Source organism: Lysobacter sp. P5_C4 (genome assembly GCF_054049695.1).
Window position 1 is genome coordinate 681930 of the sequence record NZ_JBFULX010000001.1, and the last position, 21061, is coordinate 702990.

Here is a 21061-nt window from a genome sequence, read left to right on the forward strand (position 1 = left end):
CTTCAGCCGCCCACCAGGTACATCTCGACATGGCGTCGCGAGGTCGTCGCCGCGCCGCGGATCTCGCTGTAGCGATCCGCGCGGCGCGCCCACGCTTGCGCGAGTGCCTCCACCACGGCAGCCTCGCCCTGCCGCGCGAGCGTGCGAAACGGTTGCCCCTCGGCGGCGAACAGGCAGGTGTACAGCGTGCCGTCCGCCGACACGCGTGCGCGGTGGCAGTCGCCGCAGAACGGCAAGGTGACCGAACTGACGAAACCCACTTCGCCCGCGCCGTCTTCATAGGCGTAACGTGCTGCAACTTCGCCGCGGTAATTCGGATCGAGCGCGCGCAGCGGCCAGTGCGCATGCAGGCGATCGCGCAGTTCGGCCGATGGCACGACGTTCTCGCGACGCCACCCGTTGCACGTGCCCACGTCCATGTATTCGATGAAGCGCAGCACGTGACCGTGCGTGCGCGCGAATTCCGCGAGCGGCAACACCTCGCCTTCGTTCACGCCGCGCTGCACGACGCAATTGAGCTTGATCGGTGCGAAGCCCGCTGCCCGCGCCGCGGCAATCCCCGCAAGCACCGCTTCGATGCGGCCCCGTCCACCGGACATCGCGGAAAACATCTCCGGCGACAACGCATCCAGGCTCACCGTGATGCGATGCAGGCCGGCTTCGCGCAAGGCCTGCGCATGCGCCGTCAGCAGACTGCCGTTGGTGGTCAACGCAAGATCATCCAGACCGTCGATGCGCGCCAGGCGCCGCACGAGATCCGGCAGGCCTTTGCGCAACAGCGGTTCGCCGCCGGTCAAGCGCAATTTGCGCACGCCCACGCGTACGAAGCCGCGCACCAGCGTTTCGATTTCGTCGAAGGACAGGCGCGCGGCCGCATCCAGCCCATGATCGTCGGGAATGCGATCGGCCGGCATGCAGTACGGGCAACGGAAGTTGCATGCGTCGATCACCGACAGGCGCAGGTCGCGTAACGGGCGGCCGAGCGCATCCAGCGGGTGCGCACGCATCGGAACGAAAGGCACCTGCGCGCTCATCGCATCGGCGCCATCGCGGCCGTCGTCGGTGCCAGCGCGAACACTTCGCCGGCGTGCGCGATGCGATGCCCGCGCACTTCCAGGTGCGCGCCGTCGGTTTCGCTCGCGTAGTGATACAGGCAGCAGCGTGCGAGCAGCTGCGGCGGATACTCGCGTTCCAGATCCTCGATGCCGCTGTGCGAGGGATTGCCGTGCAAGGCGCAATCGTGGAAGACGATCTCGCCGGCGTCGGCGAACTTCGCGAGTTGCTCCGCGATCGGCCGCGTGTCGCCCGTCCACACCATGCTGCCGCGCAGGCGCAGGCCGAAGCTGGTGTCGGGCCAGTGGTGGCGCGTCGGGAACACTTCCATGCGCACGCCGTCGTGCCAGAAGTGATCGCCGACGGGCACCAGGTGGAAGGCATCCCAGAAATTGGCGCCGCCTTCGGCAAGCACGTTGGGGTAGGAGGCAATGCGTTGCTGCAACACGGGCACCAGCGGCGCGGGGACATACAGCGCGACGCGACCGCGCAGCGCATCGTCCCAATAACTCGCGCCGAAGAGGCGTTCGAACCCGCCGACATGGTCCAGGTGCGCATGCGTGACGAACACCGCGCGCGGCGCCTGCCCGTAGTGCGCGAAGTAGTGCGTGAGACCGTCGTGGCCACAGTCGATCGCCAGCCACGGCGCGCCGTCGCGTTCGATCGTCGCCATCGCCGAACCCAGTTCGGTGGCGAAGGCGTTGCCGACGCCCTGCAGGCGCAGGGACCAAGCCGCGGCGGTCATTTCAGTAGCCCTTGTTCCATTGCGCTTCGTAGGCCTCGCGCAAGCGATCGAAGTCCCGCTCGACGTCGTCGGTGCCGCGCTCGCCGCGCAGTTTCAGCAGTGAACGCTTCAGGCGCGCGAGGTTGCGTTCACGCCATTTCGTGGCGGGGATGCGCAGCACGCAGCGGTCCAGGTCGATCATCCAGCCATTGCCCGCGTCGTCGAAGAGCAGATTGTGGGCGTTGAGGTCGGCGTGGTCGAGGCCGGCGCGGTGGAAGCGCGCGACCAGGCGTCCGGCCGCTTCCCATGGGGCGGTGTCGCCGGGGGTGTTCGCGCGGTGGCCGAGGGAATGCACGTGTTCGATGCGTTCGAGCAGGATCGCCGCGCGATAACGGTGGCCCTTGCGCACGTAATACGCGGCGATCGGTGCAGGCACCGGCAACTGCTTCTTGCGCAGTGCGCGCAACAGGCGGAACTCGGCGAAGCTGCGCACGCGGTCGTTGCCGCGCCAGAGGTGGCGGTCGCGGCTGATGCGCGCGGCCAGGCCCCCGCGCAGGTAATGCCGCAACACCGCGCCGCCGAAGGGCCCGTCGACGAACCACGCCGCCCCGCGCCCGCCCGATGAAACCGGGTGGGCGTGGCTGCCCCAGTGCTGTGGATCGAACCATTCGGGCACCGCGTGCTCCACGCCTGCTTGCCGCAGGTGCGTGCGGTCGAACAGAATCGCCCCATACCCCAGTCCCTCGCGGAACGGCGTCAGGCTTTCATTTGCGTCGAACGCGGCCATGTCCCAACGAGTCTAGCAAGCAACGTGCCTGCAACGTCGCCCCCTCCCCGCTCGCTGTGCCTGCTGCGCCTTTCGGCGCTGGGCGACGTGACCCATGTCGTTCCGCTGGTCCGCACGCTGCGCCAGGCCTGGCCGGAGACGGCGATCACCTGGGTCGTGGGTACGGGCGAGTTCAAGTTGCTGGAGGGGCTGCCGGGCGTGGAGTTCCTCGTCTACGACAAGCGCAGCGGGCTCGGTGGCATGTTGGCGTTGCGCCGGGCAATGGCCGGCCGGAAGTTCGATGCGCTGCTGCTGATGCAGGTGGCGATGCGCGCGAACCTGCTCTCGGCTTGCATCCCGGCCGAGCGTCGCATCGGGTACGACGCCGCGCGTTCGAAGGATCTGCACGGTTTGTTCGTCAACGAACGCATCGCCGATCGCCCGGGCATCCACGTGCTCGATGCGATCGGGAGTTTCTGCGAGCCGTTGGGCATCGTGCAGAACGAAGTGGTCTGGAACATGCCGGTGCCCGAGTCGGCGCACGACTGGGCGCGGGCGCAATGGGACGAAGACGGGGCGCCGACATTGGTCGTGTCGCCGTGTTCGAGCCACGTGCTGCGTAACTGGCGCGCGGAGCGTTACGCGGCGGTGGCCGATCACGCGGTCTCGAAAGGGTGGCGCGTCGTGCTCTGCGGCGGGCGCAGTGCATTGGAACGTTCGGTCGCCGACGCGATCCTCGCTGCGATGCAGTCCCCCGCGCTCGACCTCGTGGGCAAGGACACCTTGAAACAGTTGCCGGCGCTGCTCGCTCGCGCGGACCTGGTGATGACACCCGACTCCGGCCCGACGCACATCGCCAATGCAATGGGCACCAAGGTGCTGGGGCTGCACGCGCCGAGCAATCCGCGCCGCAGCGGGCCGTATTCGGACCTGCGTTATTGCGTCGATCGTTACGACGCCGCCGCGCGCAAGTTCCTCGGCAAATCGGCCGACGAACTGCCGTGGGGAACCAAGATCGAACGCGAAGGCGCGATGGACCTGATCACCGTGGACGATGCGGTGCAGGCGTTCGAACGGTTTTGCGCGGATCGGCGGGCTGGGCGGTATTAGCCGTCGCTTTCTGAGGCGCTCCCCTCCGCTTTCGCCCGAGCCTTCATCCGTGGGTGCGAAGCAAGCTTCGCACTGGCCGGATCGTCGTCCTGGCAAATCGAAGAGGACGACAACTGAATCTCGGTGAGCCTCGCTGCGTGACGTGGTGTGGTGCACTGGAGCGCGGCCATGGATGGCCGCGCGCTCGCGACTCGGTGGGCAGGATGCCGCGTCCGTGGAGCGACAAGGGCACCACACCACGTCACGTGGCGAGGCGTCAGACCGAGTGCGGCTGTTGCTTTGGCATAAAAAAAACGCCCCGTTCAGGGGCGTTTTCTTTTATGGCGGAGAGGGAGGGATTCGAACCCTCGGTGCGCTATAAACGCACGCCTGATTTCGAGTCAGGTACATTCAACCGCTCTGCCACCTCTCCTGGAAGCGGGCGTGCCCGGGCGTTTCTGCAAAAGCCGCCGGGCTGCGGGGCGTGCATGATAAGCGTGTGCCTCGCGCGGGACAAGCGCGGGTAGACTGTGCGCCCCCGTTCCCTCATCGCGGCGCGCCCATGTCCGAACTCCTGGTCCCGGTCTCCTACGGCGAACTCCTCGACAAGATCGCGATCCTGCAGATCAAGTCCGAGCGCATGACCGACCCCGCCAAGCTGGCGAACGTCCGTAACGAACTCTCCGCACTCGAGAAGACCTGGATGGCGCATCCGGCCGCCGGCGGCGACGTCGCCAAGTTGCGCGCCGACCTCAAGGCCGTGAACGAACGGCTCTGGGTGATCGAGGATGACATTCGGGTGAAGGAGAAGGACCAGGCCTTCGACGCCGAATTCGTGCGCCTTGCGCGCAGCGTGTATTTCGAGAACGACGAACGCGCCCGCATCAAGAAGGACATCAACCTCGCGCTGGGCTCGGCCTACGTCGAGGAGAAGTCGTACCAGGACTACCGCTCCGGCGCCGCGCCCTGAAGGCGCCGGCTCCGTGGGGTGGCGTACGGACAACGTGACGGCCTCCGCGGTTCGGGAGGTTCGCGTGGCATGCACGGCCGGATCGCAACGATCATGCCGTTGATGAATGCAACTCCCCTCGCGGGCCCTCCCTCCTCGTCTTCCGCCATGATCGAATTCGGACACCTGACCCACGTCGGCCTGCGTCGGGAATTGAACGAGGACACCTACTACGGCGACAGCGAGCTGGGGTTGTGGCTCGTTGCCGACGGAATGGGCGGCCACGAATACGGCGAGGTCGCCAGTGCGCTGGCGCGCGAGACGATCGTGCGCGAAGTGCGCGACGGCACGCCGCTCGCGCAGGCGATCCGCATCGCCGACGAAGAAATCATCCGCGCTTCGCGCCGTCGCAACGACGCGCTGCCGATGGGCACCACCGTCGTCGCCGCGCGGATTTCCGGCAATCGTTTCGAAGTCGCTTGGGTCGGCGACAGCCGCGTGTACATCTGGCGCGAAGGGCACCTGGCGCAGTTGTCGCAGGATCATTCCTACGTGCAGGAGTTGATCGCGCAGGGCGCGATCTCCGCCGAACAGGCGCGCAGCCATCCGCATCGCAACGTGGTGACGCAGGCGCTGGGCGTGACCGATCCGAACCAGCTCAACGTCGAAACCATGACCGGCGAATTGCGCCCGGGCATGCAATTGCTGTTGTGCAGCGACGGGCTGACCGAGGAAGTCGAGGACGGCAACATCGCCGACGTGCTCGGTCACGACGAATGTAGCGCGCAGGAGTGCGTCGATACGCTGGTGGCGGCGGCGCTGGACGGCGGTGGATCGGACAACGTGACCGTGGTGCTGGTCCGGCGCCACTGATTCGCTCTGCGAAGGGGCTACTCCACCCGGTGTTACGCGGGCAGGAGCACGGCCGGTTCGTCTTCTTCCAGCAAGACATCCCAGACCGCGCGGCCGGCTTTCTTCCGAAGGGTGGCCAGCCGCGCATCGTGCGCGGCCAGTTCGTCGACGGTGGCCGTGATGCGCGGGCGCGGTCCGCCGCTGGCGGCGAATTCGGCGACCACAGCGCGCGCCGGATCCTCGGCGGCGGCGAAGCCGATCTCGCCCTGCCCCGAGGTCAGCGCAAGGTAGGCCTCGGCGAGCAGTTGGGCGTCGAGCAGCGCGCCGTGCAACTGGCGATGCGAGTTGTCTACGCCGAGGCGGCGGCACAGCGCATCGAGCGAGTTGCGCTGGCCGGGGAAACGTTGGCGCGCCAGTGCGAGGGAGTCTTCGACGTTGCAGCGATCGCGCACGCACCCCAGGTGCGCGCCGATCCGCGACAGTTCGTAGTCGAGGAAGCCCAGGTCGAAGGCGGCGTTGTGGATCACGAGTTCCGCGCCTTCGATGAAGGCGAGGAATTCATCGACGATCTCTTCGAACTTCGGTTTGTCGGCCAGAAACTCCAGCGTCAGGCCGGTGACTTCCTGCGCGCCGGGTTCGAAGATGCAATCGGGCTTGAGGTAACGCTGGAACGTGCGGCCGGTCGGGCGGCGCTCCACGAGTTCGACGCAACCGATTTCCACCACGCGATTGCCCTTGTCCCAGGACAAGCCCGTGGTTTCGGTATCGAGCACCACCTGCCTCATTGCGTCGCCATCCCCTTGAACTTCAGTGCCTGGTCGCGCGCGAGTTGGTCGACGCGCTCGTTGTCCGGATCGCCGCTGTGCCCCTTCACCCAACGCCAGTCGATGGTGTGGCGCTGCGTGGCGGCGTGCAGGCGCTCCCACAGGTCGCGATTCTTGACCGGATCGCCTGCCGCTGTCTTCCAGTTCCTGCGCACCCAGTTCGGCATCCAGTCGCAGATGCCTTGGCGAACGTACTGCGAGTCGGTGAACAGGACGATCGTGCAGGCTTCGCTGAGCGATTCCAGGCCGGAAATCGCGGCCATGAGTTCCATGCGGTTGTTCGTCGTGTGCGCTTCGCCGCCGACGACTTCGCGCTCGCGCCCCTTGTAACGCAGCAACGCCGCGTATCCGCCGGGACCGGGATTGCCGAGGCACGCGCCGTCGGTATGCACTTCCACCTGCTTGCCCGTCATGCGGCGGGCACGCCGTTGGACAGACGCACGAGGGGACGGGGGCGGATCGGGATCAGGGGCACGACGCGTTTTTCCGCGCGCAGCAGGAAGGCGGCGCGCATGCCTGCGCCCTGTTGCAGGGACGCGTTGGGAATGGGATTCCAACGGGGTCCCACGCCTTGCGACACCGCTTCGGGCTCGAGGCCGGCGGTGCGCAGGCGGCGACGCCAGCGGACGGGTTCGGAAGCAGTGGGTCCCTGGCGGAGCCAGCGCATCCGATAGGGCGCGAGCGGGTTCAGCGTGAGCAGCCACAGGCGACCGCCAGGCACGAGGACGCGCGCGACTTCCTCCAGCAGCGCCGAGGGAAGCACCGCGCCATCGGCGACGTGCTGGAGGACGGCGGTGCCCATCGAGTCGGAGGCGAACGGCAACGGCAACGCGCAGCGCACCGGGCCGTGGAACGCGCCGCCGGCGACATGGAACGGGAGCTCGCGTTCGCCGAGCGCCGCCAGGCCTTCCACCGGCATCAGGCGCAGCCAGGGCTGGCCCGGCCGCTCGGAGGCGGCCTTGCGAACGATCTCGTCCTCGCTGTCGAGCACGGCGCGACCTGCAACGGTGGCGAACCAGGCGCCCGCGAGCGGGGCTTGTTCAGGTTGACGGGGCGTTCCGGGGAGCGGCATGGTCCCTATTCTGCGGGATGCCCCCTTCCGCGTGGAGAGGCCATCGATGCGATTGCGACCGCTTCCGGCGTTCGAGGACAACTACATCTGGGCGCTCGTCGACGAGAACGGGGCGGCGCTTGTCGTGGATCCGGGAGAAGCGGGCCCGGTCCTGCGCGCCATGGGCGAAGGCCTGTCGCTGCGCGGCATCCTGCTGACGCACCACCACCACGATCACATCGGCGGGGTGCCCGCCCTCCTCGCCGAGCGACCCGACCTGCCGGTCATCGGGCCGCGAGACGACCGGATCGCTACCGCCACGCAGCGCGTCGGCGCCGGGGACACCGCGCGCATCGACGACTGGGTCTTCGAGGTCCATGAGATTCCGGGCCACACCGTGAGCCACATCGCATTCCACGGCCATCAAGTCTTGTTTTGCGGGGACACCCTCTTCAGCCTCGGGTGCGGCCGGTTGTTCGAGGGAAGCCCGATGCAAATGCTGGACTCGCTGGACCGCCTTGCCGCACTCCCGGGTTCGACGCGGGTTTGCTGCGGGCACGAGTACACCGTCGCGAACGCAGCGTTCGCGCTGACGGTCGACCCGTCGAATGCGGCTTTGCAGGATCGCAGCACGCAAGCGCAGCGCCTGCGCCTGGCATCGCAGCCCACGGTGCCCACCACGCTCGACGACGAACGCACGTGCAATCCCTTCCTGCGCATCGACGTGCCCGAGGTGCGCGGTGCGGTCTCGAAACACGTCGGCCGAGGGTTGCTCGATCGCGTGGATGCATTCGCCGAATTGCGGCGCTGGAAAGACGGGTTCCGCGCATGAGCTTGCGCCGGCGCCTCGCGTTCGGACTTGCCGCGAGCCTCGCGCTCGCGGCGCCGATCGCATCGGCGGGCTCGCAGGAAATCCCCAAGACGCCACCGGGCGCCGAACAGGCGCCGGTCGACGACATCCTCGCAACACGCAACACGCGCAGCGGCCGCGACATCTACGCCAGCTTCCGCGAAGGCCTCGCCGACCCCACCTGCCCGTCCGGCGGCAACGCGCGCTGGAAGCAGCACTTCGCGAATGCACCACGCCGCATGGCCAGCGCGAACGACGATGTCCTGCCCTTGTTCGGCTACGTCGTCGATGCCGTGCGCGAAGCCGACCTTCCGACCGAATACGCATTGATCCCCTTCGTCGAAAGCGGCTACAAGGCCGGCGCGCGCAGCCCGAGCGGCCCGGCCGGCCTGTGGCAGTTCATCCAGACCACCGCACGCAACCACGACGTCGCGATGCGCACCGGTTACGACGGTCGCCTGTCGCCGGTGGATTCCACCCGCGCGGCGGTGCGTTACCTCAAGACCTTGCACGGCATGTTCGCGGGCGATTGGCGCCTGGCGGTGATGGCATACAACGCGGGCGAATATCGCGTGCTTTCTTCGCTGCGCCGCGCAGGCCAGAACGCACGCAACGCCAAACCCGAAACGCTGCCCGGCCTCTCGCCGATCACGCATGCCTACGTGCAGAAGTTGCGCGCGTTGTCGTGCCTGCTCGAACAGGCCGACGACCGCGAAGAATGGATGCGTTCGCTCGATCGGCCGGTCGCGCACCTCGACGCGCAGGTGCTGCCCTCCGGGGTGAAGTCGCTGGATGCGTTCGCGCAGATGCGGGGCCTGGATGCGGCACAGTTGCGCCGCTTCAATCCTGCGTTCGAAGGCGGCCGCGTCGTCGCGCGCAAGGAGGGCGCCCTGCGCGTGCTCGCACCGGTGCCGATGGACGACGGCGTGCGTGTCGCGCTGGATGCGCCCGTCAAACCGGCCGGTCAAACGCTGCCCTCCCCCGTCGTCGGCGAAGTGCTGGCCGTGGGCGCGCAGCCGCGTTCGCACAAGGTCGCGCGTGGCGAATCCCTCTCGGTCATCGCCCATCGTTATGGCGTGGCGACCCGCGAACTCATCGCGCGCAACAAGCTCGACAAGGGCGCGAAGATACGCCCGGGCATGGTGCTGCGCATCGATGCCGAAGACGCATCGGCCTCCGCGGCGGCTGGCCCCTGAGGCGCGGCGCAGGCACACTTGTCGCCCCCGCCGCCCCGCCGGCGCGCCGCAACATCGGAGGTTCCATGGGTTTCCTGCAGGGCAAACGCGCGCTGATCACCGGCGTCGCCAGCCAGCGCTCCATCGCCAGCGGCATCGCCGAGGCGATGCACCGCGAAGGCGCGCAACTCGCCTTCACCTACCAGAACGAAAAACTGAAATCGCGCGTGGAAGACGCCGCGAAGGAATACGGCAGCGACATCGTCATTCCGCTCGACGTCGCCGACGACGCGCAGATCACCGCCTGTTTCGATGCGCTGAAGCAGCACTGGGATTCCTTCGACATCCTCGTGCACGCGATCGCCTATGCGCCGCGCGAAGCGATCGAAGGCGAATTCCTCGACGGCCTGACGCGCCAGAACTGGAACATCGCGCATGAGATCTCCGCCTACTCGCTCGCCGCGATGGCCAACGCCGCACGCCCGATGATGGCCCATCGCAACGGCGCCATCGTCACGCTGAGCTACCTCGGTGCCGAGCGCGCGCTGGCGAACTACAACGTCATGGGCGTGGCGAAGGCCAGCCTGGAAGCCACGGTGCGCTACCTCGCGCTCAACCTCGGTCCGGAAGGCACGCGCGTCAACGCGATCTCCGCCGGCCCGATCAAGACGCTCGCCGCCGCCGGCATCGCGAACTTCCGCAAGATGCTCGGCCACGTGGAAGCGTATGCACCGATGCGCCGCAGCGTGAAGATCGAGGACGTCGGCAACGTCGCTGCCTTCCTGTGTTCGGATCTCGCCGCGGGCGTGACCGGGGAAGTGACGTACGTGGACGCGGGGTACAACATTCTCGGGATGACCGGGATCGAGTGATCCGACCGCAGCGTGGGAAAAAAAAGCCCGGCGATGCCGGGCTTTTTTGTTGCAGCTTGCGGCGCGCTTACATCCGCTCTTCCGCCACCTGCACCTTCATCGACTTGCGCATCGTCGAGACGTAGGCCTTGGCATCGTCGGTACCGCCGGATTGCGCGAGCTGGCGCTGCAACTGTGCGCGTTCTTCGGCCGTCGCCTTCGCCGGATCGCCCGCGACGACCTTGTCCACGGCGAACACAACGTGGCTGCCGTCACCCAGGCGGACGCTGCCGGGCGAGACCTTGCCAGCGGCCGGCGCCGGCACGGAGAAGTAGGCTTCCGTCGCTTCGCGCGACGGCAGCGGCGCGCCGCGCTGGACGTTCGGCATCGACGTCGGGGCCAGGCCGCGTTCGGCGGCGACGGCAGCGAGCGGGGTGCCGGCCTTGAGCTTGGCGACCATCGCATCGGCGAGGGCCTGCGCGGCCTTCTGCGTCCGCTCGACGCGGATTGCCGCGACGATCTGGTTGCGCACCTGCGCCGGCGGCAGTTCCCGCGCAGGCGTGTGCTGCGTGACGCGCAACAGGACCACGTGGTCGGGGCCCACTTCGATGGTGTCGCTGACCAAACCATCCTGGATCGCCGAATCGGCGAACGCCGCACGCTGCACCGCACGGTTGCCGGCGATGCCGGGACCGCCGCCGCGCGGGAACGGGCCGAGCGTCTTCACCGCCAGGCCCGCGGCCTTGGCGGCCGGATCGAGCGCGGTCGGGTTCTTGTTGACCAGGTCGACCATCTTGGTGGAGATGTCGTTGAAGATGCGTTCGCGATCGGCGTCGGCCTGCTCGGTGGCAAGGCGGGCGCGCACGTCGTCAAAGTTCGCTTCGGTCGCACCCTTGACTTCGCGCACCTGCAACACGTGCCAGCCGAACTGCGTGCGCACCGGCCCTTCGACCTGGCCGCCCTGCATCGCGAACACGGCGTCTTCGAACGGCTTTTCCATCACGCCCTTGCCGACCCAACCCAGGTCGCCGCCCTTGCCCTTCGACAGGCCGTCATCGGAGTTGGCGGCCGCGAGCGCCGCGAAGTCCGCACCGGGTGCCTTCGCTTGCGCTGCGAGCTGCTTCGCCTTTGCTTCGGCAGCTTGCTGCTGCGCGGGCGTGGCGTCGGCCGGGACCGCGACCAGGATGTGCGAAACGAGGCGTTCGCCGCCGCTGCCTAAGCCGCTCTTTTCCTTGTCGAAGCGCTGGCGCAGCGTGGCTTCGTCCGCCGGCGGCACGGTGAGTGCATTGGCGTCGATGTCGACGTATTCGATCGTCACCTGTTCGGGCGCGCGGAATTCGTCGCGATGGGATGCCCAGTACGCATCGATTTCCTTGCCCGAGACCGGGCCGTTGTCCGGCGGGGGGGCCGGCAACTGCACCCACGCCACGCTGCGCTCTTCGGCGAGCAGCCTGAGCAGGCGGTCCATTTCGGAATTCGTGACGAACGCCGATGCCGCCAGGCCCTGCGGCAAGGTGTCCACCGCCAGCCCTTCGCGCACTTCGTTCTCGAAACCCTTGGGCGTGAGGTTCTGCGACGCGAGCGCGATCTGGTAACGCTCGGGGCTGAACTTGCCGTCGACCTGGAACACCGGCATCTCCAGGATCGCGCGCTTGACCTGCGCATCGCTCGCTGCGACGCCGGCGCGGCCGGAGGCCATCTTCAGCACGCGCTGGTCGATGAGTTGTTCGAGGATCGCGCGCTTGTTCTCGGCGGTATCGAACACCTGCGGGTCGTAATTCTCGCCGAGCTGCTGGCGTTGCTCGGCGCGGGCGCGCTCGAGTTGCTGGCGCCAGTCGCGCGAATTGATTTCGTCCTTCGTCCACAGATAGGAGACGGGCCAGACGTTGGGCGCGCCCTCCCACCACGTCGGCGGAGCTTCCACCTTTGCGACCCAGTCTTCATTCTGCTGCTGCATGTATTGCTCGACGCCGAAGAAGGCGAAGGGAATCGTGAGCAGGCCGAGGATGACCGAAGCGATCCAGCCGGAGGTTTTGTCGCGGAGTTTCTGCAGCATGGGCGGCGGTGACGAATTCGTGAGCCCGGCAGTTTAGCCGCTTCGGCGCGCGCGCGCCGGAAAAAACAAAAGCGCCCTTTCGGGCGCTTTTGCATGGAACAAGTGGCGGAGTGGACGGGACTCGAACCCGCGACCTCCGGCGTGACAGGCCAGCATTCTAACCGACTGAACTACCACTCCGCTGAGCCCGAAATCATACAAGAGCTGAGTTCGCTCCTGCAACACTTCGATGGAACTTCATTGCAAATCGGCATCGGGTGGTGGGTGCTGAGGGGATCGAACCCCCGACCCTCTCCGTGTAAAGGAGACGCTCTACCGCTGAGCTAAGCACCCGTCCCGATCGATCCTGCACCGGTGGTCAGTTGACCGCATCCTTCAGCGCCTTGCCGGCCTTGAACGCGGGGTTCATCGACGCGGCGACCTTGATCGTTTCGCCCGTGCGCGGATTGCGACCTTCGCGCGCGGCGCGCTTGCGCACCGCGAACGTGCCGAAGCCCACGACGGTGACGGTATCGCCCTTCTTCAGGGCCTTGGTGATCGCAGCGATGACGGCATCGACCGCGCGGCCGGCATCGGCCTTCGTCAGTTCTGCGCCTTCGGCGACGGCATCGATCAATTCGGCTTTGTTCATGCGTTGGGAACTCCCGGAGATAAACCGCGGATTGGGACCGGGGCAGGCCGATGCGCGCGCGGTTGGCGCGGGCATCCTGGCTGGCGTTCCCCGGTCGACGAGCCGCAATGCGCTTCACGCATTGGCGGCGGACGCGGTCGTTATACCAGCGGGGTATGGCCCGGGCAACCGGAAAACCGCGCAACTGCGCGGTTTCCGGGATACTTCGATTGTCAATGGCCAATTGGTGAACCGATGTTCAGTGGCCCGGCGTTCAGTGCCGGGCCTTGGGCGCGACCGTTCAGTGCCTTCAGTGGGTGACGTCGTGCTGCTGTGCCGGCGGCGTGGCGGGCGGCGCCACCTCGCCCTTCGCGTCGGCGGGGTTCGCGGCGCCGATGGGCGAGAGCGGGCGCTCCAGCGCCAGATCGAGCACTTCGTCGATCCACTTCACCGGCACGATCTTCATGCCCGAGGTCACCGCCTTCGGGATGTCCGTGAGGTCCTTGCGGTTCTCCTCGGGGATGATCACGGTGCGGATGCCGCCGCGCATCGCGGCCAGCAACTTTTCCTTCAGCCCGCCGATGCCCAGCACCTTGCCGCGCAGGGTGATCTCGCCGGTCATCGCGACATCCGCCTTGACCGGGATCTTCGTCAGCGTCGACACCAGTGCGGTCGCCATCGCGATGCCTGCGCTCGGGCCGTCCTTCGGCGTCGCGCCTTCGGGCACGTGCAGGTGGACGTCGAACTTGGTCAGGAAGTCCAAGTCGATGCCGAAGCGATCGGTCCGCGCGCGCACCACCGACAACGCCGCCGATGCCGATTCCTTCATGACATCGCCGAGCTGGCCGGTGAGGATCAGCTGGCCCTTGCCCGGCACGAGCGTGGATTCGATCTGCAGCAGGTCGCCGCCGACTTCCGTCCACGCCAGGCCCGTGACCAGGCCGATCTCGTTTTCCTGCTCCGCGCGGCCGTAATCGAAGCGCCGCACGCCGAGATACTTGTCGAGGTTCTTCGAGGTGACGGTGACCGTGCTCGACTTCTTCTTCGGGCCGGCGAGCGCGAGTTCCTTGACCACCTTGCGCGAGATCTTCGCGACTTCGCGTTCGAGGTTGCGCACGCCCGATTCGCGCGTGTAGTAACGCACGATGTCGCGGATCGCGTTCTCGGAGATCTTCAGCTCGTCTTCCTTCAGGCCGTTGGCCTTCAGCTGCTTGGTGACGAGGTAACGCAGGGCGATGTTGAGCTTCTCTTCCTCGGTGTAGCCCGGGATGCGGATCACTTCCATGCGATCGAGCAGCGGGCCCGGGATGTTGAGCGAGTTCGACGTGGCGACGAACATCACCTCGGACAGGTCGAGGTCGACTTCGAGGTAGTGGTCGTTGAACGCGCTGTTCTGTTCGGGATCGAGCACTTCGAGCAACGCCGACGAAGGATCGCCGCGGAAGTCCATCGACATCTTGTCGATTTCGTCGAGCACGAACAGCGGGTTCTTGCTGCCGACCTTGTTGAGGTTCTGCACGATGCGGCCCGGCATCGAACCGACGTAGGTGCGGCGATGCCCGCGGATTTCCGCTTCGTCGCGAACGCCGCCGAGCGACATGCGCACGAACTTGCGGTTGGTCGCCTTCGCGATCGACTGGCCGAGCGAGGTCTTGCCCACGCCGGGCGGGCCGACCAGGCACAGGATCGGGCCGCGCAACTTCTGCACGCGCGCCTGCACCGCGAGGTATTCCAGGATGCGTTCCTTGACGCGCTCCAGGCCGTAGTGATCGGCGTCTAGGACTTCCTGCGCGACCTTGAGGTCCTTGCGCACCTTGGTCTTCTTTTTCCACGGCACGCCGAGCAGCCATTCCAGGTAGTTGCGCACCACCGCGGCCTCGGCCGACATCGGCGACATCTGCTTGAGCTTGCCCAGTTCGGCCTTCGCCTTGGCTTCGACCGGCTTGGGCATGCCGGCTTCGGCGATCTTGCGCGCGAGCTCGTCCAGGTCGTTGGGCGCCTCGTCGATCTCGCCCAGTTCCTTCTGGATCGCCTTCATCTGTTCGTTGAGGTAGTACTCGCGCTGGCTCTTCTCCATCTGCGACTTCACGCGGCCGCGGATGCGCTTTTCCAGCTGCTGCACGTCGATCTCGCCTTCGACCAGGCCGACGAGCAATTCCAGGCGGCCGCCGATGTCGAGTGCTTCCAGCAGCTTCTGCTTGTCCGACATGCGCACGCCCAGGTGCGCGGAAATCGTGTCGCCCAGGCGGCTGGGATCGTCGATGCCGCTCAGGGTCTGCAGCAATTCCGGCGGCAGCTTGCGGTTGGTCTTGACGTACTGCTCGAACAGCGAGAGCAGCGAGCGCGCGATCGCCTCCACTTCGCGCGTTTCGCGCGCGGATTCGGATTCGACCACGGCGCCGGTGCCCTTCAGGGCGCCGTCGTGTTCCTCGACTTCGGTGACGCGTGCGCGCGAGAGGCCTTCGACCAGCACCTTGATCGTGCCGTCGGGCAGCTTCAGCAGTTGCAGCACCTGCGCCAGCGTGCCGATCTCGTGCAGGTCCTTCGCACCCGGCGCATCGGTGTCGGCGGATTTCTGCGCGACGAGGAGGATGCGCTTGTCGGCTTCCATCGCCTGGTCGAGGGCGCGGATGGACTTGTCGCGGCCGACGAACAGGGGAATGACCATGTGCGGAAACACCACGACATCGCGCAGCGGCAGCACCGGCAGGTCGAAGGTTTCGGCGGTCTGGGTCATGGGATCTCCGGCTGGAATTTCAGTGGGTCGAAACTGGGTTGGACGAAATTCGGCGCGACCTTCCCCGGACCTTACCGGGGGGCGAGTCAACGCGGTGCACACCGCACGCCGTAGCCTCGGTTATGGGGCGCAAAAGACGGGGATGCAAGCGCCCGTAGGCGCAATCGTGACCGTGTCCGAACGCGTTCACGCAGCTGTCCGGACAAGCGGCTTCGCCGCCCATCCGGGGAATGGGCGAACTCATGCAGCGGCGGGAGGGACCGGCGGGTTCCACGCCGGTCCGGGGACTCATTCGGCGCCTGCGGCCTTGGGCGTGGCGGGCGGCGTCTGGTAGATCAGGTAAGGCTCGGACTTGTGCTCGATGACCGACTCGTCGACGACGACCTTGCTGACGTTTTCCAGCGACGGCAGTTCGTACATCGTGTCGAGCAGTACCGATTCCACGATCGTGCGCAGGCCGCGCGCGCCCGTCTTGCGCTTGAGCGCCTTGCGGGCGATCGCGGTGAGCGCGTCGGGCCGGATCTCGAGTTCCACGCCTTCCATTTCGAAGAGCTTGCGGAACTGCTTGCTGATCGCGTTCTTGGGCTCGGTGAGGATTTTCACCAGCGCCGGCTCGTCGAGTTCCTCGAGCGTGGCGACCACCGGCAGGCGGCCGACGAACTCGGGGATCAGGCCGAACTTGATCAGGTCTTCGGGCTCGACTTCCGACAACACCTTGCCGATGTCGGTCTTGCGCTCGGCGCTCTTGACCTTCGCGCCGAAGCCGATGCCGCCGGCTTCCGTCGAACGCTGCTGGATGATCTTGTCCAGGCCGGCGAACGCACCACCCACGACGAACAGGATGTTGCGCGTGTCGACCTGCAGGAATTCCTGCTGCGGGTGCTTGCGGCCGCCCTGCGGCGGCACGCTGGCGACGGTGCCTTCGATGAGCTTCAGCAGCGCTTGCTGCACGCCCTCGCCCGACACGTCGCGCGTGATCGAGGGGTTTTCGCTCTTGCGCGAAATCTTGTCGATCTCGTCGATGTAGACGATGCCCTGCTGCGCCTTCTCGACGTCGTAGTCGCACTTCTGCAGGAGCTTTTGGATGATGTTCTCGACGTCCTCGCCGACATAGCCGGCTTCGGTGAGCGTCGTCGCATCGGCGATGGTGAACGGCACGTTGAGCAGGCGCGCCAGCGTTTCGGCCAGTAGCGTCTTGCCCGAACCGGTCGGACCGACCAGCAGGATGTTCGACTTCGCCAGTTCGACGTCGTCGTTCTTCTGCCGGCTCTCGATGCGCTTGTAGTGGTTGTACACGGCCACGGCGAGCGTCTTCTTCGCGCGCGACTGGCCGATGACGTACTGGTCCAGCACGTCGAGGATCTCGCGGGGCTTGGGCAGGTGGCTACGCGCCGACTGCGCCTTCTCCTCGAGTTCCTCGCGGATGATGTCGTTGCACAGCTCGACGCATTCATCGCAGATGAACACGCTCGGGCCCGCGATCAGTTTGCGGACCTCATGCTGGCTTTTCCCGCAGAACGAGCAATACAGGATCTTGTTGCTGTCGCCGGTTCGGCCTTGACGGTCTTCGCTCATTCCCCACACCTGCTGCGGCCACACGGAAGCGGCCCGAGAATAGCATCCGCGGCCCGGTTGTCCACCGAGCCGAAGGTGCAGTGATTTGGTTCCACGATCAGGAGGCTGAAGCCCAACTTACGCCGCCTGGATCGATTCGTCCGGCCGGCGCTCGAGGACCGAGTCGACCAGGCCGTATTCACGCGCAGCCTCGGCGCTCTTGAAGTTGTCCCGCTCGGTGTCCCGGGCGATGGTCTCGAGGGCCTGGCCCGTATGGCGGGACAGGATCTCGTTCAGGCGCTGGCGGAGGGTCAGGATTTCGCGGGCATGGATGTCGATGTCCGTGGCCTGGCCCTGGAAGCCGCCCAGCGGCTGGTGGATCATCACGCGGGAATTGGGCAGCGCATACCGCTTGCCCTTGGCGCCCGAGGCCAGCAGCAGCGCGCCCATCGAGGCGGCCTGCCCGACGCAGATCGTGCTCACGTCCGGCTTGATGTACTGCATGGTGTCGTAGATCGCCATGCCTGCCGTGACGATGCCGCCCGGCGAGTTGATGTAGAGGCTGATGTCCTTCTCGGGGTTTTCGGCCTCGAGGAAGAGCATCTGCGCGACGATCACGTTGGCGACGTGGTCGTCGATGCCGCCCACGAGGAAGATCACCCGCTCCTTGAGCAACCGCGAATAGATGTCGTACGCGCGCTCGCCGCGGCTGGTCTGTTCGACCACCATCGGCACGAGGTTCAGGGCTTTCGTTTCGAGGCTCATGGTGTCCGGTTCTCGTTGGCGGCGCCTTCCGTCACTGGCGGATGGCATCCTGGAAGGATAGCGCCTGCTCCGTGTGCGTCGCGCGTTCGGCGATCCAATCGATCACCTGTTCTTCCATCACGCGATTCTGCAGGCCAGCCATGAGCTGGGGGTCGTTGCGATACAACTCAATGACCTGCTCTGGCTGTTCGTAGGTGGATGCGATCAAGCGCATCGTTTCGTTCAGTCGACGCTGGTCGAGGCGCAGCTCGTTGCGGCGGGCGATCTCGCCCACCAGCAGGGCGACCAGCACGCGCTTGCGCGCCGGCTCCATGAACTGCGACTGGTCGACGGCGACCTGCTGCCCCTGGCGACGGGCCTGGTCGGCCATGCCGTTGGCCAGCGAACGCGCTTCGTTTTCGACCAGGCGCGGCGGCATCTCGACCGACGCGTACTTGGCGATCAGCTGCTCACCGACCTCCTTGCGCAGGCGCTGCATCAGCGCGCCCTTGAGCTCGCGCGCCAGGTTGCTGCGGATCTCGGCGCGGAACTGCTCGGCCTCGCCCGACTTCACGCCGAAGCTGCGGATGAACGCGGCATCGACTTCCGGCAGCACAGGCTCGGAGACTTCGAGCACCTTGACGGTGATCGACACGGTCTTGCCGGCGAACTCGGGGATGCGCCAGTCGGCCGGGAAGTCGACCTGCACGGTCTTCTCTTCGTCCTGCGACATGCCGACGACGGCGGCTTCGATTTCCTTGAGCATCGCGCCCGAACCGACGACCGTGCTGCCCTTTTCGGCGCCTTCCGGCGGGCGGCGAACGCCGTCGACTTCGGAGAAGTTCTCCATCGTCACCAGGTCGTTTTCCTTCGCCGCGCGCTCGACGCGGTTCCAGCTTTGGCGCTGCATGCGCAGGTTGTCGATCATGCGATCGATGTCGGCGTCTTCGACTTCGGCGGTGTGGCGCACGACTTCCAGGCCGGTGACGTCGACGTCGCCGAAGTCCGGCACGATTTCGAACGTGGCGACGAACGCCAGCTCGCCTTCGCCGGCCACGTCGCTGCTCGGCTCGATGCGCGGGGCGCCGGCCAGGCGGAGTTCGTTTTCGCGCACGGCGCCGTCGAAGCTTTCGCGCAGCATGCCGTCGAGGATTTCCTGGCGGACCTGGTCGCCGTAGCGCTGCTCGATGACCTTGGTCGGCACCTTGCCGGGGCGGAAGCCCTTGATGCGCGCGGTCCGCGCGATTTCCTTGAGGCGACCACCGACCTGGGTGTCGATTCGCTCCGCCGGCAGGCGGAAGGTCATGCGGCGTTCGAGGTTGCCGAGGGTTTCGACCGAGACTTGCATTGCTGGGAGCTCTTCTTGAGGGTGGCAGGCCGGCCACGGAAGCGCGGCGGCGGAACGGGGTAGTTTGGCCGAAAGCAGCCCGGGCCGCCACCCGGCGGCCGTTCCAACATGCGAAAGGCGGGACTCGAACCCGCACGCCTTGCGGCGCTGGAACCTAAATCCAGTGCGTCTACCAATTCCGCCACTCTCGCGAGGGCGCATTGTGCCCGGCGCGCAGGCTCCCGCGCCACGGCAGGCCGGCGGTCATTCGCGATGGACCGCCGCGTGCGTGGCGACGCCGTCCTTGAAATCGACCTGCAGCACGATCGGCGCCCCGGTGTCGGCGTCCACGCCCACGTCCCAGGTCGACGCCTCCTGCCCCAGCGTGCGCCCCTGGCCGAGCATGTGGTGCACTTCCCCCCAGCCCTTTCCGATCAACAGCCGCCGCGCGATGAGGTCGGAGGTGAAGACATGCCGATCGAACCGGTCCTCCTGCGCCCAGGCCTCCGGCGAGAAGCGTCGTCCGTCGGAACAGGCCGCCAGGAGCATCAAGGCGAGGAGGAGGAAGGATCGGCGCATGGGAAACTCCGACACGCGCACGGGGGCGCTCATGAACTTCCTACGCAAGCTACCGGTGGCGGCGGTCGCGGAGCGCTGGCGAGGTTTGGGCCGTCGGCGGATCGTACCCGCAGGCGCCAAAGAAAAAGGGACCTGGCATTGCTGCCAGATCCCTCTTCTTATTGGTGGGCCGTCAAGGATTCGAACCTTGGACCTATTGATTAAGAGTCAACTGCTCTACCAACTGAGCTAACGGCCCGTGCGGCGCGCATTGTAAACGTGCGGGCTGCGAAACGGAATGGGGTGGCTGAGGGGACTCGAACCCCCGACATCTGGAATCACAATCCAGTACTCTAACCAACTGAGCTACAGCCACCACGGCGCTTGCGATCACCTGCGAGCGGCCGGCTATTCTTCAGGACTCGGCGTGGGGATGCAAGCCGCCGGTCCAATTCAGGCCGCTTCGGCAATCGGCGCGACGTCCCGGCGTTCACGCAGGAGAAACCACACCGCGGGCATCAGCAGCGCGGTGATCGCGATCGCGACCAGTTCGTAACGTTCGCCCTGCCGGACATCCGACAGCGCAATCACGCCGTGCCCATCGAACCCCGACATCGCCCGGTACACCATGTTGCCGCCCCAGTGGATGCCGATCGACATCCAAATGCGGCCGGTCTTCAGCACCGTCCACGCAAGCGCGATGCCGAGCACGGTCGAAAAGGCGAGATCCAGCGGCGCGAAGCCTGCGTTCCACCCGTCGTCGAGCACGTACAGCACCGTGGCGACCACCACGAACCACCGCAAGCGACCCGCGCGCCTGCACCACGCGAACCAGTACCCGCGGATCAGCAGATCGTTGATCGCAGAGGCCAGCAACATGCCGATCGCCGCCTGCGCCATGAGTTTCGCCATGTCCGCGCCGTCCATCCAGCCAGCGACCTGGAACTTGCCCATCGCGAAGAACACGGCGTTCTTCAGCAACCAGACGCCCGCGCCCAGCGCGAATCCGATCCCGAGTTCCCGACCCCACGCCCGCCCAAGCCCGAGCCCGAACCCCGCCAGCGACTGCACACCCAACGCGAATCGCCCGGCGAGCCATGCGAGCACGAAGAACGCGCCCGCGTAAACGAACCAACGCGCAGGCGCGTCGGCCCACCACAGCGGCACGAGATTGGCGTACAGATCCAGCGCAACGAAAACCACCACCCAAACCAAGACCAATGCGCCCTTGATCATCCATCCGCCCAGGTAGAACGCAGGTTTCGAAGTAGCCCCTTTTAGTAAAAGGGGC

General features: G+C 66.6%; 20 protein-coding genes and 6 tRNA genes. 6 read left to right on the forward strand and 20 right to left on the reverse strand.

Features of this window, described 5'->3' with window-relative positions:
- Positions 1-2: 2 nt before the first annotated feature.
- From moaA to ACXJJ8_RS03240, 3 genes are read right to left on the reverse strand one after another with little or no spacing between them, the layout of a single operon-like run.
- Positions 3-1034 carry a GTP 3',8-cyclase MoaA gene (gene moaA / locus ACXJJ8_RS03230; protein ID WP_499026883.1) on the reverse strand — a complete coding sequence of 344 codons (1032 nt, stop codon included), beginning with the start codon at positions 1032-1034 and terminating at the stop codon, positions 3-5.
- On the reverse strand, positions 1031-1798 hold the full coding sequence (locus ACXJJ8_RS03235; RefSeq protein WP_499026885.1) for an MBL fold metallo-hydrolase: 768 nt from the start codon (positions 1796-1798) through the stop codon (positions 1031-1033). Before ACXJJ8_RS03235 ends, moaA begins: the two co-directional genes overlap by 4 nt.
- A gap of 1 nt (position 1799) precedes the next feature.
- Positions 1800-2564 carry a 3-deoxy-D-manno-octulosonic acid kinase gene (locus tag ACXJJ8_RS03240; RefSeq protein WP_499026886.1) on the reverse strand — a complete coding sequence of 255 codons (765 nt, stop codon included), beginning with the start codon at positions 2562-2564 and terminating at the stop codon, positions 1800-1802.
- A gap of 24 nt (positions 2565-2588) precedes the next feature.
- Here ACXJJ8_RS03240 and ACXJJ8_RS03245 point away from each other — a divergent pair, with 24 nt between their 5' ends.
- A complete protein-coding gene (locus tag ACXJJ8_RS03245) occupies positions 2589-3653 on the forward strand; it encodes a glycosyltransferase family 9 protein (protein ID WP_499026887.1) in 1065 nt (354 codons plus the stop codon).
- A gap of 321 nt (positions 3654-3974) precedes the next feature.
- Here the strand turns inward: ACXJJ8_RS03245 and ACXJJ8_RS03250 are convergent.
- Positions 3975-4065, reverse strand: a tRNA-Ser gene (locus tag ACXJJ8_RS03250).
- 129 nt (positions 4066-4194) lie between these two features.
- Between ACXJJ8_RS03250 and ACXJJ8_RS03255 the strand changes: the two genes are divergently transcribed.
- Entirely contained in the window at positions 4195-4602 is a 408-nt protein-coding gene (locus ACXJJ8_RS03255; protein WP_499026889.1) for a DUF6165 family protein, read from the forward strand.
- A 147-nt stretch (positions 4603-4749) separates the two neighbouring features.
- Positions 4750-5454, forward strand: a complete 705-nt coding sequence (locus ACXJJ8_RS03260) for a PP2C family protein-serine/threonine phosphatase (protein ID WP_498963931.1) — start codon at positions 4750-4752, stop codon at positions 5452-5454.
- A gap of 32 nt (positions 5455-5486) precedes the next feature.
- Here ACXJJ8_RS03260 and dnaQ read toward each other — a convergent pair whose 3' ends face one another.
- From dnaQ to ACXJJ8_RS03275, 3 genes are read right to left on the reverse strand one after another with little or no spacing between them, the layout of a single operon-like run.
- Positions 5487-6218, reverse strand: a complete 732-nt coding sequence (gene dnaQ, locus ACXJJ8_RS03265; RefSeq protein WP_499026890.1) for a DNA polymerase III subunit epsilon — start codon at positions 6216-6218, stop codon at positions 5487-5489.
- Complete coding sequence (gene rnhA, locus ACXJJ8_RS03270) at positions 6215-6670, reverse strand: ribonuclease HI (protein WP_499026892.1); 456 nt, start codon at positions 6668-6670, stop codon at positions 6215-6217. Before rnhA ends, dnaQ begins: the two co-directional genes overlap by 4 nt.
- The gene (locus ACXJJ8_RS03275; protein ID WP_499026894.1) at positions 6667-7329 is read right to left on the reverse strand and encodes a class I SAM-dependent methyltransferase; all 663 of its coding nucleotides are present in this window, start codon (positions 7327-7329) and stop codon (positions 6667-6669) included. Before ACXJJ8_RS03275 ends, rnhA begins: the two co-directional genes overlap by 4 nt.
- A 46-nt stretch (positions 7330-7375) precedes the next feature.
- On the opposite strand from ACXJJ8_RS03275, the gene gloB reads away from it, so the two are divergent.
- The 3 genes from gloB to ACXJJ8_RS03290 all read left to right on the forward strand — a co-directional run bounded on the left by gloB (position 7376) and on the right by ACXJJ8_RS03290 (position 10205).
- Positions 7376-8140, forward strand: coding sequence for a hydroxyacylglutathione hydrolase (gene gloB / locus ACXJJ8_RS03280; RefSeq protein WP_499026896.1), 765 nt, complete (start codon positions 7376-7378; stop codon positions 8138-8140).
- A 2-nt stretch (positions 8141-8142) separates the two neighbouring features.
- Positions 8143-9354: a lytic transglycosylase domain-containing protein gene (locus ACXJJ8_RS03285; RefSeq protein ID WP_499027193.1), complete on the forward strand. Its 1212-nt coding sequence runs from the start codon at positions 8143-8145 to the stop codon at positions 9352-9354.
- Between the two features lie 65 nt (positions 9355-9419).
- Positions 9420-10205 carry an enoyl-ACP reductase FabI gene (locus ACXJJ8_RS03290; RefSeq protein ID WP_499026897.1) on the forward strand — a complete coding sequence of 262 codons (786 nt, stop codon included), beginning with the start codon at positions 9420-9422 and terminating at the stop codon, positions 10203-10205.
- Between the two features lie 67 nt (positions 10206-10272).
- Here ACXJJ8_RS03290 and ACXJJ8_RS03295 read toward each other — a convergent pair whose 3' ends face one another.
- From ACXJJ8_RS03295 to ACXJJ8_RS03355, 13 genes are all read right to left on the reverse strand, one after another.
- Complete coding sequence (locus ACXJJ8_RS03295; RefSeq protein WP_499026899.1) at positions 10273-12240, reverse strand: SurA N-terminal domain-containing protein; 1968 nt, start codon at positions 12238-12240, stop codon at positions 10273-10275.
- Between the two features lie 103 nt (positions 12241-12343).
- Positions 12344-12420 (reverse strand) — tRNA-Asp (locus ACXJJ8_RS03300).
- A 78-nt stretch (positions 12421-12498) separates the two neighbouring features.
- Positions 12499-12573: transfer RNA gene (locus ACXJJ8_RS03305), tRNA-Val, on the reverse strand.
- A 25-nt stretch (positions 12574-12598) separates the two neighbouring features.
- The gene (locus tag ACXJJ8_RS03310) at positions 12599-12871 is read right to left on the reverse strand and encodes a non-specific DNA-binding protein Hbs (protein WP_156641506.1); all 273 of its coding nucleotides are present in this window, start codon (positions 12869-12871) and stop codon (positions 12599-12601) included.
- 289 nt (positions 12872-13160) lie between these two features.
- Positions 13161-15587 carry an endopeptidase La gene (gene lon, locus ACXJJ8_RS03315; RefSeq protein WP_499026900.1) on the reverse strand — a complete coding sequence of 809 codons (2427 nt, stop codon included), beginning with the start codon at positions 15585-15587 and terminating at the stop codon, positions 13161-13163.
- A gap of 288 nt (positions 15588-15875) precedes the next feature.
- Entirely contained in the window at positions 15876-17162 is a 1287-nt protein-coding gene (clpX, locus tag ACXJJ8_RS03320; protein WP_499026902.1) for an ATP-dependent Clp protease ATP-binding subunit ClpX, read from the reverse strand.
- 117 nt (positions 17163-17279) lie between these two features.
- Positions 17280-17906: an ATP-dependent Clp endopeptidase proteolytic subunit ClpP gene (gene clpP / locus ACXJJ8_RS03325; RefSeq protein WP_499026903.1), complete on the reverse strand. Its 627-nt coding sequence runs from the start codon at positions 17904-17906 to the stop codon at positions 17280-17282.
- A 31-nt stretch (positions 17907-17937) separates the two neighbouring features.
- Entirely contained in the window at positions 17938-19233 is a 1296-nt protein-coding gene (tig, locus tag ACXJJ8_RS03330; RefSeq protein ID WP_499026905.1) for a trigger factor, read from the reverse strand.
- Between the two features lie 109 nt (positions 19234-19342).
- Positions 19343-19424, reverse strand: a tRNA-Leu gene (locus tag ACXJJ8_RS03335).
- A gap of 52 nt (positions 19425-19476) precedes the next feature.
- Positions 19477-19791, reverse strand: coding sequence for a hypothetical protein (locus ACXJJ8_RS03340; protein ID WP_499026906.1), 315 nt, complete (start codon positions 19789-19791; stop codon positions 19477-19479).
- A gap of 162 nt (positions 19792-19953) precedes the next feature.
- A tRNA-Lys gene (locus ACXJJ8_RS03345) sits at positions 19954-20029 on the reverse strand.
- 40 nt (positions 20030-20069) lie between these two features.
- Positions 20070-20146 (reverse strand) — tRNA-His (locus ACXJJ8_RS03350).
- A 77-nt stretch (positions 20147-20223) separates the two neighbouring features.
- Positions 20224-21006, reverse strand: coding sequence for a CPBP family intramembrane glutamic endopeptidase (locus ACXJJ8_RS03355; protein WP_499026907.1), 783 nt, complete (start codon positions 21004-21006; stop codon positions 20224-20226).
- Positions 21007-21061 lie beyond the last annotated feature (55 nt).